The 16585-nt window shown below is 60.4% G+C and carries 12 protein-coding genes and 3 pseudogenes; 10 read left to right on the forward strand and 5 right to left on the reverse strand.

The genetic code is table 11. The annotated features are described in order from the left end of the window. Positions 1 to 6: 6 nt before the first annotated feature. Positions 7 to 954 (reverse strand): LysR substrate-binding domain-containing protein, encoded by a 948-nt coding sequence (locus BLT00_RS00120; RefSeq protein WP_092145371.1) that lies wholly within the window; start codon positions 952 to 954, stop codon positions 7 to 9. Between the two features lie 214 nt (positions 955 to 1168). On the opposite strand from BLT00_RS00120, the gene BLT00_RS00125 reads away from it, so the two are divergent. Both BLT00_RS00125 and BLT00_RS00130 read left to right on the forward strand, forming a co-directional pair. Then, positions 1169 to 2431 (forward strand): dicarboxylate/amino acid:cation symporter, encoded by a 1263-nt coding sequence (locus tag BLT00_RS00125; RefSeq protein WP_092145373.1) that lies wholly within the window; start codon positions 1169 to 1171, stop codon positions 2429 to 2431. A gap of 10 nt (positions 2432 to 2441) precedes the next feature. After that, on the forward strand, positions 2442 to 3956 hold the full coding sequence (locus BLT00_RS00130; RefSeq protein ID WP_092145375.1) for a cysteate racemase: 1515 nt from the start codon (positions 2442 to 2444) through the stop codon (positions 3954 to 3956). A 143-nt stretch (positions 3957 to 4099) separates the two neighbouring features. On the opposite strand, the pseudogene BLT00_RS00135 reads toward BLT00_RS00130, so the two are convergent. Next, positions 4100 to 4285 (reverse strand): annotated as a pseudogene (locus tag BLT00_RS00135) (helix-turn-helix domain-containing protein); the annotation flags it as partial. On the opposite strand from BLT00_RS00135, the pseudogene BLT00_RS00140 reads away from it, so the two are divergent. Next, a pseudogene (locus BLT00_RS00140) lies at positions 4251 to 4562 on the forward strand (winged helix-turn-helix transcriptional regulator). The pseudogenes BLT00_RS00135 and BLT00_RS00140 sit on opposite strands and share 35 nt — an antisense overlap. A 30-nt stretch (positions 4563 to 4592) precedes the next feature. On the opposite strand, the gene BLT00_RS00145 reads toward BLT00_RS00140, so the two are convergent. Then, positions 4593 to 5081 (reverse strand): hypothetical protein, encoded by a 489-nt coding sequence (locus BLT00_RS00145; RefSeq protein WP_092145379.1) that lies wholly within the window; start codon positions 5079 to 5081, stop codon positions 4593 to 4595. Positions 5082 to 5180: 99 nt separating this feature from the next. Between BLT00_RS00145 and arsN2 the strand changes: the two genes are divergently transcribed. Beyond that, positions 5181 to 5648, forward strand: coding sequence for an arsenic resistance N-acetyltransferase ArsN2 (gene arsN2 / locus BLT00_RS00150; protein ID WP_256571493.1), 468 nt, complete (start codon positions 5181 to 5183; stop codon positions 5646 to 5648). On the opposite strand, the gene chrA is transcribed toward arsN2, so the two are convergent. Next, positions 5645 to 7003 carry a chromate efflux transporter gene (gene chrA, locus BLT00_RS00155; protein WP_092145381.1) on the reverse strand — a complete coding sequence of 453 codons (1359 nt, stop codon included), beginning with the start codon at positions 7001 to 7003 and terminating at the stop codon, positions 5645 to 5647. The two genes, arsN2 and chrA, sit on opposite strands and share 4 nt — an antisense overlap. Before the next feature lie 179 nt (positions 7004 to 7182). Between chrA and BLT00_RS00160 the strand changes: the two genes are divergently transcribed. The 6 genes and pseudogenes from BLT00_RS00160 (at position 7183) to BLT00_RS00185 (ending at position 15979) form a co-directional block, all read left to right on the forward strand. Continuing rightward, positions 7183 to 7842: a ribonuclease T2 family protein gene (locus tag BLT00_RS00160; protein ID WP_092145383.1), complete on the forward strand. Its 660-nt coding sequence runs from the start codon at positions 7183 to 7185 to the stop codon at positions 7840 to 7842. Positions 7843 to 8176: 334 nt separating this feature from the next. After that, positions 8177 to 9748, forward strand: a complete 1572-nt coding sequence (locus BLT00_RS00165) for a sensor domain-containing diguanylate cyclase (RefSeq protein ID WP_092145385.1) — start codon at positions 8177 to 8179, stop codon at positions 9746 to 9748. Between the two features lie 205 nt (positions 9749 to 9953). Beyond that, positions 9954 to 12529: pseudogene (locus tag BLT00_RS00170) on the forward strand (EAL domain-containing protein). A gap of 69 nt (positions 12530 to 12598) precedes the next feature. After that, on the forward strand, positions 12599 to 13393 hold the full coding sequence (xth, locus tag BLT00_RS00175; protein WP_092145387.1) for an exodeoxyribonuclease III: 795 nt from the start codon (positions 12599 to 12601) through the stop codon (positions 13391 to 13393). Between the two features lie 117 nt (positions 13394 to 13510). After that, on the forward strand, positions 13511 to 14335 hold the full coding sequence (locus tag BLT00_RS00180; protein ID WP_092145389.1) for an arylamine N-acetyltransferase family protein: 825 nt from the start codon (positions 13511 to 13513) through the stop codon (positions 14333 to 14335). A gap of 123 nt (positions 14336 to 14458) precedes the next feature. Continuing rightward, positions 14459 to 15979 carry a nucleobase:cation symporter-2 family protein gene (locus BLT00_RS00185; protein ID WP_092145391.1) on the forward strand — a complete coding sequence of 507 codons (1521 nt, stop codon included), beginning with the start codon at positions 14459 to 14461 and terminating at the stop codon, positions 15977 to 15979. 170 nt (positions 15980 to 16149) lie between these two features. Here BLT00_RS00185 and BLT00_RS00190 read toward each other — a convergent pair whose 3' ends face one another. After that, the gene (locus tag BLT00_RS00190) at positions 16150 to 16500 is read right to left on the reverse strand and encodes a hypothetical protein (RefSeq protein WP_063322141.1); all 351 of its coding nucleotides are present in this window, start codon (positions 16498 to 16500) and stop codon (positions 16150 to 16152) included. Positions 16501 to 16585 lie beyond the last annotated feature (85 nt).

Raw genomic sequence — 16585 nt, forward strand, 5'->3', positions numbered from 1 at the left:
CACCGATCAGTTCGCACCTTCTGACGTAGTGGGTGCGTTGCCCGGTCGCTGCAGCGAAGCGCCTTCCAGGGTTTCCCACAGCTTACGCATCGTTGGGTTGCGATTGGCAATCGCACAGTACGAGCGAATCTCCAATCGCGTGCTCCATTGCTCGCTACCGGCCCGCACCAACAGTCCACGCTCCAACTCGTCGGCCACTGCACTCTGCGGCAGCCAGGCCACGCCGTAGCCCTCGATGGCCATGCGCATCAGTAGCATCGCCATGTCCGCTTCATAACAGCGTTCCAGGGTGATCGGTTCAGGGCCGTTGTTGATGACGATGTCCGCGACGCGCCCCAGGAACGTCGTTGCCGTGTAGGCCAGGTAAGGCACCGGTTTGCCGGCGCGGCCGGGCAGGCGGAACAGCGGTTCGCCCTTGCGGTTGGGCGCGCACAAGGGGATGAACGCATCGTGGCCGAGCACCAGGCTGCCAAAACGCTCGGGGTCCAGCAGGATGGGGGCAAGCGGATGGTGATAGACCATCATCAAGTCGCAACTGCCTTCCTCCAGTGCAATGACGGCGTCATGAATATTGGCGGCCACCACCCGGGCGTTGAACTGTTCGTTGTGTTGCTGGAACTGCGAGAGCCACTTGGGCAGGAAGGTCATCGACAGGCTGTGGCCGGCGGTGATCTGGATCGAGCGTCCGGGCATTCGTTCCACGTCGCGCAGTGTCGAGCGCAACCTCAGTAGTCCGGCGAGGGCCTCTCGGCTTTCATCGCAGAAGGTGACTCCCGCGGGGGTGAGCTGGACAGGGTAGGTGCCCCGGTCCACCAGCTTGACGCCCACCCATTCCTCGAGTGAGCGGATACGCCGGGACAAGGCCGATTGTGTCACGCAACGAACCTCGGCGGCGCGGGAGAAGTTTTTCCATTCGCCAATCGCCTGAAGATCATCCAGCCATTTGAGTTGCATATCGAGAAACTCCCCCTGTGAGAGCGCGATTTTACTGCGCAATCTCCCGGCATAGCGCGGCCTTTCGCTAACTATTCCAAAAGCGCATGGGGTTAGCTGGATTACTCATCATCTCTGCGAATCGGCTCCTTAGAATCGATCCTGCCAAGTAAAAAAACTCCAAGAACTACTTGAGGACAGCACCGTGAAGAACAAGCTCCCACGTCGAATTGCCATGGGCATTGCCCTGGGCGTACTTGTTGGTTGGGCGTGTCACTATTTCGCAGGGAGCGAGCAAAGTGCCAAAGAGATCGCCAGTTACTTCTCGATGGTTACTGATATTTTCCTGCGCATGATCAAGATGATCATCGCGCCGCTGGTTTTTGCGACGCTGGTCGGGGGTATCGCTAGCATGGGTAGTTCCCGTTCCGTCGGCAGGATCGGGGCCCGGGCGATGGCCTGGTTTGTCACCGCCTCGGTCGTCTCGCTGCTGATCGGCATGGGGCTGGTCAACCTGTTTCAACCCGGTGCCGGGCTGAACATGGACGTGGCCCAGCACGCAACGGCGGCCGTGCCGGTCAACACCGGCGACTTCAGTCTCAAGGCGTTCATCGGTCATGTGTTTCCGCGCAGCATTGCCGAAGCGATGGCCAACAACGAGATCCTGCAGATCGTGGTGTTCTCGCTGTTCTTCGGCTTTGCACTGGCCGGCGTGAAACGGGCGGGTTACACCCGGATCACCGATTGCATCGAAGAACTGGCGAAGGTGATGTTCAAGATCACCGACTACGTGATGGCGTTTGCGCCGATTGGGGTGTTTGCCGCGATCGCCTCGGCCATTACCACCCAGGGGCTTGGCCTGCTGGTGGATTACGGCAAGCTGATTGCTGAGTTCTACCTGGGAATCCTGATTCTCTGGGCGCTGCTGTTCGGTGCCGGTTACCTGTTCCTTGGTCGCTCGGTTTTCCACCTCGGCAAGCTCATCCGCGAACCGATTCTCCTGGCCTTTTCCACCGCCAGCAGCGAGTCCGCCTACCCGAAGACCATCGAGGCACTGGAGAAATTTGGTGCGCCCAAACGCGTGTCCAGTTTCGTGTTGCCCCTCGGTTACTCGTTCAACCTCGACGGTTCCATGATGTATCAGGCGTTCGCCATCCTGTTTATCGCCCAGGCCTACAACATTGATTTGAGTTTCACGCAGCAGTTGCTGATTCTTCTGACGCTGATGGTCACCAGCAAGGGCATGGCCGGTGTCGCGCGGGCTTCGGTGGTTGTGGTCGCGGCCACGTTGCCGATGTTCAATCTTCCCGAGGCGGGGCTGCTGTTGATCATCGGCATCGACCAGTTCCTCGACATGGCCCGTACCGCCACCAACGTGGTGGGTAACAGCATTGCGACGGCGGTTGTCGCCAAGTCCGAACCCCACGAAGAGGCCGACGAGGACGAGGGCGCAGGTGCCCCGGTTCGGTCGCGATCCGAGCCGGTGCCGGTGGCTTGAGGATACGTTCATGAAGGCTAAAGCGAAGTCGAGTCACAAGGCTTCTGTGGTGCGCAAGTTGGGCATCGTCGGTGGGCTTGGGTCTCTGGCCGGGGGCGATCTGTTCTTCAAGTTGGTCAAGTCCCGGGCGGTGCTCGAGGATCAGGGGCGCTACCATTTCCTGTTCGAACAGCACCCGTTCAAGGACGTGCTGCTGCCGCTGGACCAGGGCGCGAGCATGACGTCGCGCAAGTTTTATGTGTTCCAGGTGTGCAAGTCGTTCGAGGACAGTGGCTTCGATGCGGTGATGCTCCCATGCTTCGCCAGTCATACCTTTCGCGCTGAAATCGAGGAGGAACTGGGCATTCCCGTGCTGGACATGATGGCCGCCTTGACCCGGCACGTCAGCCACACGGTGCCGCCCCAGGCGACGTTGGGGGTGATCGCCTCCGACTTCGTGCGCCATTGCGGATTGTTCGAGCGATATTTTGGGAAAGACTTCCGGATTGTTTACCCCGACGCAGACGCTCAAGTGGGGTTGATGGAGGCGATGTACGGCCTCAACGGCATCAAGGACGGTCATCTCGAAGGCGTGCCGCTTGAGGCGGTCTATCGGGCGTGTCTCTCATTGCAGACCCAGGGTGCGACGGTGATTCTGCCCGGCATGACCGAGCTGTCCCTGGTTTGTGCCGATTTGCAGCGTCGCGGGATCACCGTGCTGGACATCAATGAGATCTACGCCGACTTCGCGACACTGGACCCGCAGCCCAGGCGCCCACCTTTCAAGCTGGGCATCGTGGGAGGCGTCGGGCCTGCCGCCACAGTGGACTTCATGGCCAAGGTGGTGGCCAATACCCCGGCGGGAAAGGACCAGGACCACATCAAGATGGTGGTCGAGCAAAACCCGCAGATACCGGATCGGACGGCCAGCCTGCTGCGTGATGAAACCGACCCGACGATGGCGATGTATGCCACCTGCAAACGTCTCGAAAGTGCTGGCGCCAATGCCATTGCGATTCCCTGCAACACCGCCCATGCCTTCGTCGAGCGGATCCAGGCCCACCTGAGGGTGCCTATCGTGAACATGTTGAGTGAGACGGTGGAGTGGATCGCGCGGACCTATGGTTCGGGCAAGGCGATTGGCCTGCTGGCGACTTCCGGTACGGTGCAGAGTCAGGTCTATCACCAGGCGGCGCGCCATGCCGGGCTCCAGGTCCTCACGCCAGGTGTCGATTACCAGGCGATGGTCATGGACGCCATCTACGGACCGCGGGGTATCAAGGCCGGCTTCACACAAGGGCTCTGCAAGGAGCAACTGTTGCTGGCGGCCGAGCATCTGTGTGAGCTGGGGGCCGGGGTGTTGATCCTGGGGTGTACGGAGTTGCCGCTGGTGCTGGCGCATTGCGATGCGTTCGATATCAATGGGCACAGGGTGGCGCTGGTTGATCCGACGATGATTCTGGCGTTGAGGTGTGTGACGTTGGCGCAGAGGGCTGACAAGCCGATGAGCGTTCTGAAAATGTCGATGGATGTTGCTGCTATCTGACGGTTGAAATTTGGCTCTTGTGGCGAGGGAGCTTGCTCCCGCTTGAGTGCGAAGCGCTCACAAAAGGGGCTGCTACGCAGCCCAGCGGGAGCAAGCTCCCTCGCCACAATGAGTCAGGCCACAATAAGTCAAACCTGAATCTATCAAACCACCTTGGTGTGGTTGGCCGGCCCACGCAACGCCGCAATGTCCCGCTTGGGCGGCACACCAAACAAACGGGCGTATTCGCGGCTGAACTGGGAAGGGCTTTCATAACCCACCTTGAAGGCCGCACTCGCCACGTCCACGTGCTCATTGAGCATCAAGCGTTTTGCTTCGTTCAACCGCAGCCTGCTCAATCAACGGATCTACCGCTTTGGGGAACTGCGAAAGGCCATTCCCGGCATCACGCAATACATGTTGACGGCGCAACTTCGCTAACTGGAAAGAGATGGCCTGGTGTCTCGCGCTGTGTTCGCAGAAGTGCCGCCGCGGGTGGAATACGAAATCACGCAAAGACCCGAGGGCTTGGGCCGACGATGGAGGCGTTGACGACCTGGGGCGGAATATGGCAACAGCGTGCCTGTGAAGGGGACCTCGCGCGGACGCAAAGCCAAAGACCGTTGAAAGGGCGACCTCAAGGGTCGCCCATTTGCGTTAAAGCCCCAGGCCTTGCTCTACCAGCGCGAGCAAGGTGTCCTCGTCCAGCATGGCGGGTTCTGGACGCGGTTGTTCGCTCAGGCGCAGTGCCTGGATATGCCAGAGCGATTCACCATGTTCGCCAAGTTTGCGTACGATGCAGTGTTCCTGCCCCTTCATATGAACTTCAATACATCCCTCTCCCTTGGACGAGAAACGTGCAATGGGGTCGAATGAAATGCGGTGATGATTGCCTTCGATCACCAGTTGATCGATGGCGTAGCTGTACGTCGAACCGCTGGAATGACTTTCAAATACATGGGTGGGGTTGCGCCGAATGTCCAGGCCGGCCTCGCACACGGGCGCCAGCCAGATTTCGATCTGGCGATACAGTTCGTAGACCTGGGCGGGCCAGTGTTCGATCGCCAGGTCGGCGCAATTGTCGGTATCCGCGCGGGTTTGCTGGGTTTTCCTCAGTTTGGCCGCTAGCTCGTCTGCCTTGCTCATGTCGATTCCCTGTCGTGATGATAGGTTGAGCTTAGCTGATGGGCTGGGGGGTTCATTTGCGCTGGGTCATGGGGTGGTGTGTTGTTGAGTTTCGGTGCGATGACGATCACCGGAACAATTTACGAGGAGCAAGTCATGCACATGAGAATACTGAGCAACAACGACCTGGGACCTTTGCGCGATGCGCTCACCCTGGCCGGTCTACCCATCGACGATCTGGCGTATCCCGGTCGACAGTTCTTCAGCTTCAGCGACCAAGATGTTGTTGTGGCGTTTGGTGGCATCGAGGGGGAGGGGGCTGACCGGTTGCTGCGCTCGCTGGTTGTCCTCGAGGGGCAGCGGGGGAAGGGCGTTGGCGCGGCGGTGTTGGCCGCTATCGAGGCGTTTGCAAAACGTGAGGGTGTAGAGCAGCTCCATCTGCTGACTGACAGTGCCGCCGCGTTTTTTACCAGCCAGGGCTATCAGGCGCGGGACCGATCGCTGGCGCCTGCTTCGATCGGTGCGACGGCCCAATTCAAAACCTTGTGCCCGGCTTCGGCGACCTACCTGGGCAAACGTCTCGTCTAGCGCAGCAAGTGCACCGCCAGCCCAGCCAGCCCGCACGCGATCAACACCTGGATCACCCCCAGCTTGTAGCGAAACAGCGCAACGGCCGCTGCGATTGCGATGATTGCCGACGGCCAGTCCAGGGCACCTGCAAAACCATTGGGCCAGAGTACGTGGTAACCGAAGAAGCACGCCAGGTTGAGGATCACCCCGACCACCGCCGCGGTGATCGCAGTCAGCGGCGCGGTGAATTTCAGCGCGTTGTGCGTCGACTCCACCAACGGGCCGCCGGCCAGGATGAACAGGAATGAGGGCAGGAACGTGAACCAGGTCACCAGCGTGGCCGCGACGGCCCCGGCGAGAAACGCCTGTTCGGGACCGAACACCTGCATCACGTAGCCTCCGACGAAACCGACGAAGGCCACGACCATGATCAGCGGCCCGGGCGTGGTTTCGCCCAGGGCCAGGCCGTCGATCATTTGTGTCGGTGTCAGCCAGCCGAAGTGGCCGACGGCACCCTGGTACACGTAGGGTAAAACCGCATAGGCACCGCCGAACGTCAACAATGCAGCCTTGGTGAAAAACCAGGCCATTTGCGTCAGCGTGCCTTCCCAGCCGAACACCGCGGTCAGCAGGCCCATTGGCAACGCCCACAGCAGGGCACCGATGATCGACAGCCGGGCGAGCCTGAAAGCGCTGAACCGGACGTGCTCCGGGGGCGGGGTGTCATCGTCGATCAATGCCGGGCCGAAGGATTGGTGCTTGTCATCGTGGCCGCCCAGGCTGAATTTTTCCGGTACCCAGCGACCCCCCAGGTAACCGATGACGGCGGCACCCAGCACGATCAGCGGGAAGGGCACGTTGAAGGCGAATATCGCGGTGAACGACGCCGCAGCGATCGCCCACAGCCAATTGTTCTTGAGTGCGCGGGAGCCGATCCGGTGGGCGGCATGCGCCACGATTGCCGTTACCGCTGGCTTGATGCCGTAGAAAATGCCCGCCACCACCGGCACTTCGCCAAAGGCGACATACAACCAGGACAAGGTGATGAGGATGAACAGTGAAGGCAGTACGAACAATGCCCCGGCGATGATCCCGCCCCAACCGCGGTGCATCAGCCAGCCCAGGTAGGTGGCCAGTTGCTGGGCTTCTGGCCCCGGCAGCAACATGCAGTAATTGAGGGCATGCAGGAATCGTCGTTCGGAAATCCAGCGTCGGCGCTCCACCAACTCCTGGTGCATGATCGAGATCTGCCCCGCAGGGCCGCCGAAGCTGATGAAGCCTAGTTTGAGCCAGAACCAGAAGGCCACGCGCAGGCTGACGGCGTCGGGTCGGGTCAGGGGCTGTTCGTCATCGGTTCGGGTCGATTTGCTCATGGGCGACGGGGCACGTAAAAGTCAAAGGCGATCTACGTTATGGGGCGTTACGCAATTTAGATAGCCCCCCGGCAAGGTTTGCTTGTAAAAAACAGCCCTTCAGAGATTTGAAACACAAGGTTGAAACAATCATCGCCCGATCATCTTGCTTTCGCACAATCGCCCCAAGGAGTGGGTCAATGAAACAACGTCTTGCCATTGTCGTGCTGATGGTACTGACACTGGGTTCCATGGGCGCGGCCAATGCCCGCGAATCCGGCAATGCACGGGCGCAATCCGTGGCCGGGGTATTCGATTACTATTTGCTGGCGCTGTCCTGGTCGCCGACGTTCTGCCTGACTCACCAGAAGGATGCGCAGTGTTCCGGCAAGGGCTACGGCTTTGTGCTCCATGGCCTCTGGCCGCAATACACCCGGGGCGGCTGGCCGCAATCCTGTGCGCCCCAGGTGCCGTTGACGGCAGCGGAGCAGCAGAAGGGCCTGACCTTGTTTCCCACCCGCAAGTTGATGGCGCATGAATGGTCCAAGCACGGCACTTGCAGTGGCCTGAGCGCCATGGGCTACCTGGAGGTTGCCGACAAAGCCTTGGGCGCGGTGAAAATCCCACCGCAGCTGCAACCGCTCAACTCCTCGTATTATTTCGAGGCTGATGAAATCATCCGGCTGTTCCGCCAAAGCAATCCAGGCATTGCGTCCGACGGCATTGCGGTGATTTGCAGCGGACCTCAATTGTCGGAAGTGCGAGTGTGCATGGACAAGGACCTGGCGTTCGCCGCGTGTGGCAGGGGCGTCAGGACACAATGCCGGGCCGGGGAGATCCGGGTGCCCCCGGTACGGTGAGAGCCAAAAACCTGGCCTGTGGCGAGGGGATTTATCCCCGTCGGGCGCGCAGCGGCCCCCAAAAACCAGGCAACTCGGTGTGCCAGGAAGATTGAGTTCACTGCTTTAGGACTGCTGCGCAGCCCAGCGGGGATAAATCCCCTCGCCACGGGGAATTTCTTCGTTCTGAAGAGGGCATTTTTATCGGCTGGCAGGCGGTTTTTTGGATCCACTGCAGCCACCCATCGGCTCTGCTGCACAGGCAAATTGCCGCCTCACAAGCGGTAGGCTAAGCTCACGAATATTGGGGGCTTTGAGCGAATTCGCTCATGTTTTGCCCCCTTCAGGAATTCGCTTGCCTATCCCTATTCTCGATCCTTTCCATGCCCCTGGCGGTGCCTTGAAGCGCCTGCCGTTGCTCAAGGCAGCGGTGACGTTTATCGCGGCGGTGTGCCTGTGCTTGTGCGGTTTGCTTTACCTGCAGCTGGAACAGTCCCGCAGCCACGATCTGGAGTCGGCCCGCGTCGCTTCGGCGACCCTTACCCGGGCCATGGCCCAGCAGGCCCAGGACACCTTTCTCCAAGCTGATCTGGTGTTGGCCAGCCTGGCGGATTGGATCCAGGTCGATGGCTATGGTCCCGCCGTACAGCCGCGCTTGCAGCAAACCTTTGCCCGACGTGTGCAATCGCTTGAGCAGTTGCATGGCCTGTTCCTGTTCGACAAGCACGGCCACTGGGTGGTGACCTCTTTTGACAACCTGCACAGGGGCGCAGGGGTGGCGGATCGGGAGTATTTTACTTTCCACGAACAGAATGCCTCCTTGATCGCTCATATCGGCCCGGCAATCCGCAGCCGGCAAAACGGCGAGTGGATCATTCCCGTTTCCCGACGTTTGAACGATCAGGATGGCAACTTCCAAGGCGTGTTGATGGCCGGCATCAAAATGTCGTACTTCGACCGATTTTTCAGGAGCTTCAGTCTGGATGATCAAGGCGAGATGGCCCTGGCCTTGTCTGACGGGACACTGTTGGCGCGTCGCCCTTTCGATCAGGCGCGAATCGGTCATCCGCTGGGTGAAGAGAATATCTTCAAGCATGACGCGGCAAGCGTGATGGCCAGCGATGCAATCATCCGATCAGCCATCGATGGCGTCGTCAGGCTGTATGGGCACCAACATTTACAGGCTTATCCGCTGGTGGTCAGTGCCGCGGTGTCCGAAGAAGCGATCCTGTTGGGGTGGTATGACAGGGCTTTCCAATCCAGTCTGATTGTCGGCCTGGTGGTGCTGGGCATTTGCTTGTTCGGCTGGGTATTCGTGCGCCAGGTACGTAACAGCGAACGGATCGAGGCTGACTTGCGCAAGGCTCAGGAAGCGTTGGAGCTGATTGCCACCCATGACAGCCTCACCGGGCTGGCGAACCGGCGTCTGTTCGAACGGGCCTTGGACGTCGAATTCGGGCGGGGCGCCCGTCAGCGCAGTCCCTTGAGCCTGATCATGCTCGATATCGATTTCTTCAAGCGCTACAACGACGCCTATGGGCACGTGGCCGGGGACCATTGCCTGGCGGAAGTGGCCAAGGTGCTCAAGGGCTGTTGCCATCGCAAGGCCGATCTGGCGGTGCGGTATGGCGGCGAAGAGTTTGCGGTTTTGTTGCCCGACACCAATCTTTCGGGGGCCATGGCGTTGGCCGAACAGATCCGCCGCAGCGTCATCGACAAGCACATCATCCATTCCGGCTCTCCGACCGGTTACCTCACGGTGAGCCTGGGCTGCTATGCCTTTGTGCCCAGCAGCCTGGACAGCATCGAAGTCTTCATCCAGCGGGCCGATGCGGCGCTTTACCAGGCCAAGTACAGCGGCCGCAACCGTGTGGCGGTGCTATCGACGGAAGGTGGGCTCGATACACTGGCGCGCTCGGATCGTTGAGATCGGTTGGAATCATCGGCAACGTGCCACGGTCCATTGTTCAGACACTGCGCTGGTGCCATAGACGAGGTGTGTAGGTTCTTTCGCAAAAAACCGTGGGCTCGCCAAATGATCAGGCAGCGGGTGCTAAGGTTGGGAGCATGACTGGCCGCGGATCCTCACCGTTCTCGATCGGAGCCAGCGTTGACAGGACAGGAGCAGATCAATGGATTCCGCTGCCGATCCCCCTTCAAACACTGCGCGTCACACACCGATTACCCGTCGCCTGGTGGTGGCGGTCGGGGCACTATTTGTCCTGGGCGTTCTGGTGGCGGTTGCCGCGTTGTTCAATATTGCGCAAAAGCTGGACGCGGAGGATGTGCGCAAGACGCATTTTTATATCGAGCGTGCCCTCGAAAATCGCATTACCGCTTCGAAAAACTACATTGCCAGTTATGCCTACTGGACCACGGGCTACGAGCGCCTCAACGGTGAAGTCGATGTGCAATGGGCCTACGCCGAACAGAACATGGGCAAGACCCTGTTCACCAATGATGAATACGAGGGTGTGTTTGTCATTGATCGGCAACGCACCAAATATGCCGTGGTGCGCGGGCGCAATGTCCAAGGTGATGCCGCGATGTATATGAATGCATCGCTGACGGACCTGGTCGACCAGTTCCAGGCGCAGCCCGACCTGACGATGTCCATGACCCGCTACACCTTGTTCGAGGGCTGGCCGGCCATCATGACGGCTTCGGTGATCCTGCCCAACGACGAACGGCCCCAGGTCGAGTCCAAAGGCACCTCGGTCTTGCTGTTCGTCGACCAACTGACGCCGGTCAAGCTGCGCAAGTTGGGCAAGAGTTATGGCCTCACCGACTTGAATCTCAAGAAAGACACCGAGCTTGAGCCCGGCCAGCCGGCCGTGTTGCTGGACAGTACCGGTTTCAGCCTGGTGTCTCGCCTGGAGCGGCCGGGCCAGCAATTGCTCTGGTCCCTGTTGCCGCCGCTGGGTGGCGCGTTGCTGATTCTGGCACTGCTGACCGCTTACTTTTCTCGCTATGCGTTGCGCACGGCACGGCATGTGGACGCCAGTTACGACAGCCTGGAACAGTCGGCGCATGCCCTGGAGGCCAGCGAAGAGCGCTTCCGGGCCGTGGCCGAGGCGGCTTCCGACTGGATTTGGGAAATCGATGGGCAGCAACGCATCACTTACCTGTCGGGGCGTTTCAATACGGTCACCGGGTTTTCCGACCAGCAATGGCTGGGGCAGGACATCGAACAACTGCTGTATTGCGACACCACGCCGATTGCCCTCTGGCTGGGCAAGTTGACGGAGGAACAGAACGCCAGCAACTTGCGCTGTTCCTACCGTGATCATTCCGGGCAATTGCGTTTCTGCCGTGTATCGGCACGCCCGATCTTTAACAAGGCTCAGGTGGTGGGCTATCGCGGCACCGCCAGTGACATCACCGATGAAGTGGCGGTCCATGCCCAGGTCCAGCACCTGTCGATGCATGATGCACTGACCGGCCTGCCGAACCGTAACAAGCTGGCGCGACACCTCGATGATGCGCTGGTGGCCAAGGAGCATTCCGCGCCGCTGACCTTGCTGATGGTCGACCTGGACAACTTCAAGCCGATCAACGACTCTCTCGGCCACCCGGCCGGCGACGCGGTGTTGCTGGAAGTGGCCCAGCGACTGCGCGACTGCACCCGCGAGCAAGACCTGGTGGCGCGCCTGGGAGGGGACGAGTTCGTGGTAGTGCTCAACGGGATGGAGCACACCACGGAGATCGATCGATTCTGTGAGCGGCTGATCGACAGCCTGCAGCAGCCGATCCTCTACGAAACCCATTCGTTGCACATCGGCGCGAGCATTGGCATCGCTGTCAGCCGCCGCCAGGGTTATATACCCGGAGAACTGATCCGCTGCGCCGACATTGCCTTGTACCAGGCCAAGTCCGAGGGCAAGAAAACCTGGTGCTATTTCGCTTCGCAGATGAACGATCAGATCCAGCATCGTCGCCAACTGGAGAGCGACCTGCGTCAGGCGGTGAAGAAAAACGAATTCGTCCTGCATTTCCAGCCGCGCTACACCGTCGATGGTCGGGAGATCGTGGCGGTCGAGGCGTTGGTTCGCTGGCAGCATCCGCCCCAAGGCTTGTTGAGCCCCGACGCCTTTATTCCATTGGCCGAGCAAACCGACCTGATTGTCCCGCTTTCGCGATGGGTATTGCGCGAGGCCTGCGAAACCGCACTGACCTGGCCAGGAGAATTGATGGTTTCGGTCAACCTGTCACCGGCGCAGTTTGAGCGCAGCGATGTGGTGGAGGATGTGCGACAGGTGTTGATCGAAACCCGTTCCCGGCGAGTCGCCTGGAACTGGAGATCACTGAAAACGTGATGCTCAATGACGTTGATGGCGCCCTGCAGGTCATGAATGCCCTGAAGGAACTGGGCGTGCGCTTGAACATGGACGATTTCGGTACCGGTTATTCGTCCCTCGGTTATCTGCGCACCTATCCATTCGATGGCATCAAGATCGACAAGCGCTTCATTGCTTCGATGAGCAACAGCAGCAATGACCGCGCCGTGGTGCAGGCGATCATCAACCTGGGCAAGGCCATGGGGCTGACGGTGACTGCCGAGGGCGTGGAAACCCTGGCCCAGCTCGGCTCACTGGGCTCGGACCAGTGCCACGAGGTGCAGGGTTATTTCCTCAGCCGGCCGATCGACAAGCAAGCCTTTGCACGCTTATTGGAGAGTGGCCTGCCCCTGCCGAAAACGGGTTCCTGAAAACCTGTTGCAACCACCCAGTCCGGTTGTCGGTCACAACTGTGACTGGGCATTTCGAGTTCTGGCGCTATGAAAAACCTTCGGATCGCGACCTTCAATATCAATGGCATCCGGGCCCGGCTGCCCAACCTGCTGGAATGGCTGGAGCGGGAAAAACCCGACATTGCCTGTTTGCAGGAGCTCAAGGCCGTGGACAATGATTTCCCGGCGGCGGAACTGGAGTCGGTGGGGTACGGGGCGATCTGGCATGGGCAGGCGTCCTGGAACGGCGTCGCGATCCTGGCCCGTGACGCGCAGCCGCTGGAGAGCCGCCGAGGCCTGCCTGGTGGGGATGACGACAGCCACAGTCGCTATCTGGAGGCGGCGGTGCATGGCGTGCTGGTGGGCTGCCTGTACCTGCCCAACGGCAATCCGCAGCCGGGTCCCAAGTTCGACTACAAACTGGCGTGGTTCGAACGGCTGATCGACTACGCCCAAGGGTTGCAGGCCAGCGATCACCCTGTGGTGCTGGCCGGTGACTACAACGTAGTTCCCACCGACATGGACATTTACAACCCGCGCTCCTGGCTCAAGGATGCGCTGTTGCAGCCAGAAAGCCGCGCGTGCTACCAGCGACTGCTGGACCAGGGCTGGACCGATTCGTTGCGCCACCTGTATCCAGATGAGCGGGTCTACACTTTCTGGGACTATTTCCGTCAGCACTGGCAGAAAAACTCCGGGCTGCGCATCGATCACCTGCTACTCAACCCGACGGCCAGCGCGTACCTGAGCGAGGCCGGCGTGGACGCCTGGGTCCGGAACCAACCCCACCCCAGCGACCACGCGCCCACCTGGATCCGGCTGGCGTCACGCAAGCGGCGGTGACCAGGCGAGGCATCCCGGTCGATTGTTGTCTCTGTGAGGGGAATGCCTTATACCTGGCGCCCAACACCGGTGCGCTTGTCGTGAGCGTAGCGCCGACCCTGGAAAAGGACACCCCTCATGAGTCACCTCCAACTGAGCGACACGGCCCGCTATCTGCTGCGCCTGGGTTTCGACACCCCGCCAGCGCCGACCCTCGACACGTTGCGTCAACTGCAACGGCGCCATACCGCCGAGTTCCCTTTTGAAACCCTGTCGACGTTGCTGCGTCAACCCGTGCCCATCGACCTTGAATCGGTCGAACGAAAAGTGTTCGAACAAGGGCGCGGCGGCTATTGCTATGAACTCAACCAACTATTTTTTGCGCTGTTGCTGGAGTTGGGTTTCGACGCCCGCGGCATCACCGGGCGCGTGGTGATGAACGCGCCTGAAGGCTCTTGGGCTGCCCGGACCCACCGGTTGAGCCTGGTGACGTTAGACGGCGTGCGCTACATCACCGACGTCGGCTTTGGTGGCATGGTGCCCACTGCGCCGTTGCTGCTGGACAGCCGTGAGGCCCAAACCACCCCCCATGAGCTGTACCGCATCGAAACCCATGCGGACGGTTACCTGCTGCGCGCCAACGTCGACGACGAATGGCGGCCAATGTATCTGTTCGATCTGCAACGCCAGGAAGACATCGACTACACCCTCGGTAATTGGTACGTCAGCAGCCACCCGGAATCCCCGTTCATGGGCCGGTTGATGGTTGCACGCACCGGTGAAGGGTTGCGCAAGACCTTGAACGGCAACAGCTACGCGGTGCACCGGATAGGGCAGCAGAGCGAACGCCGGGTGATCGCCGATGCCGATGAGTTGATTGACTTGCTCGAACAAGAGTTTGGCCTGCGCGTACCGCCGCGCGAGCTGTTGCGACCGGCGATTGTGAAGGTGCTCCAGCCATAAGAAGGCTGTTGGCCGGGGTACCTGTTCCTGGGTAGGGCAACAAGTTGTATACAACTATATGGACATTTGTCCTGAATTTTGAATACAGTGTGCCCATAACAAAAAACAGGGAATCCCCGAACCATGAAAACGCCCCATGTTTCACTCCCACGGCCCGAGGACGAAAACCTTGGCGTCGGCGCGAATATGGCTTACGGCCTGCAACATGTGTTGACCATGTACGGCGGCATCGTCGCCGTGCCGTTGATCATCGGCCAGGCGGCCGGGCTCTCGCCCGCGGACATCGGTCTGTTGATTGCCGCGTCATTGTTCGCGGGGGGCATGGCAACGTTGCTGCAAACCCTCGGCCTGCCGTTTTTTGGCTGTCAATTGCCCTTGGTGCAGGGCGTATCGTTCTCGGGCGTGGCGACCATGGTGGCGATTGTCGGCAGCGGCGGGGAAGGCGGCTTTCAAGCCATCCTGGGCGCGGTGATCGCCGCGTCGCTGATTGGTTTGCTGATTACCCCGGTGTTTTCGCGCATTACCCGGTTCTTTCCGCCGTTGGTCACCGGCATCGTGATCACCACCATCGGCCTGACCCTGATGCCGGTAGCGGCGCGCTGGGCCATGGGTGGCAACAGCCATGCCGCTGATTTTGGCAGCATGGCCAATATCGGCCTGGCGGCGGTGACCCTGGTGCTGGTGCTATTGCTGAGCAAAATGGGCAGCGCAACCATCTCCCGGTTGTCGATTCTGTTGGCGATGGTCATTGGTACCGTCATCGCCGTGTTCCTTGGCATGGCGGACTTTTCATCGGTCAGCCAAGGCCCGATGTTCGGCTTCCCGACACCGTTCCATTTCGGCATGCCGACTTTCCACATCGCCGCGATCCTGTCGATGTGCATCGTGATCATGGTGACCCTGGTGGAAACCTCTGCCGACATCCTGGCGGTGGGCGAGATCATCGACACCAAGGTCGACTCCAGGCGCCTGGGTAACGGCTTGCGGGCTGACATGCTGTCGAGCATGATCGCGCCGATCTTTGGCTCCTTCACCCAGAGTGCGTTTGCCCAGAACGTCGGGCTGGTGGCGGTGACCGGGATCAAAAGCCGTTTCGTGGTGGCGACCGGCGGGGTCTTCTTGGTGGTGCTCGGGCTGCTGCCGTTCATGGGCCGGGTGATCGCGGCGGTGCCGACCTCGGTACTGGGCGGTGCCGGTATCGTGCTGTTCGGCACCGTGGCTGCCAGTGGCATCCGCACGCTGTCCAAAGTCGATTACCGGAATAACGTCAACCTGATCATCGTCGCCACCTCCATTGGTTTTGGCATGATTCCCATCGCCGCACCGAATTTCTATGACCATTTCCCGAGCTGGTTCGCGACCATTTTCCATTCGGGCATCAGTTCTTCGGCGATCATGGCGATCGCGCTGAACCTGGCGTTCAACCACTTCACCGCCGGTAACTCCGACCAGCAGTCGGTTTTCGCCGCCGGCACCGAGCGAGTGTTGCGCTATCAGGACCTGGCAGCGCTACGTGAAGGTGATTACTTCAGCGATGGCAAGCTGCACGACTGCGATGGCAACGAGATTCCCGTGGTGGCTGAGCCTGTTCACGGGGCGGCGGAGCATGCGCCGATCCGTCTGAAAAGCAGCGAGCACGTCTGACAATTCCCTGTGGCGAGGGAGCTTGCTCCCGCTGGACGCGAAGCGGCCCTGTTTTAGGACTGCTGCGCAGCCCAGCGGGAGCAAGCTCCCTCGCCACAGGGGTTATCCAGTGGACACGAAAAAGCCTGGGATCAATGATCACAGGCTTTTTTGTGCCGCCCGGGAGCCGGTTACCAGCGGCCGTAATGACCCCGGGGTGGGCCGTAGTAATAGCCCCGTGGTGGCCCGTAATACACGGGTGCCGGGCGATAGTAGATCGGTCGCTCTACATACACCGGCTGCGGCTGGTAGTAGACCGGTGGCGGGGCCTGGTAGTAGACCGGCTGCGGCTGGACATAGACCGGTTGCTGCACATACACCGGCCGATCACGGTTGATGATGGCTGAGCCAACGATGGCCGAACCGACGATGGCACCAAAAACGGCGGGCCCCTCCCAACCACCACGACCGTGGGCGGATGCCTGGCCGGTGACCGCGAGTGCCCCCATGAGCAGGGCGATGATGGGAAGTCTACGATTCATGGCTGTTCCTCGTTTCGGCCCCGGCGCCTGTGGTCTGCAACAGACCCGATGAGGGTCGCGGGGATACTTGCTATGACAGCGATTT

Origin of the sequence: Pseudomonas sp. NFACC51 (assembly GCF_900103575.1) — a bacterium.
Classification (GTDB): domain Bacteria; phylum Pseudomonadota; class Gammaproteobacteria; order Pseudomonadales; family Pseudomonadaceae; genus Aquipseudomonas; species Aquipseudomonas fluorescens_Q.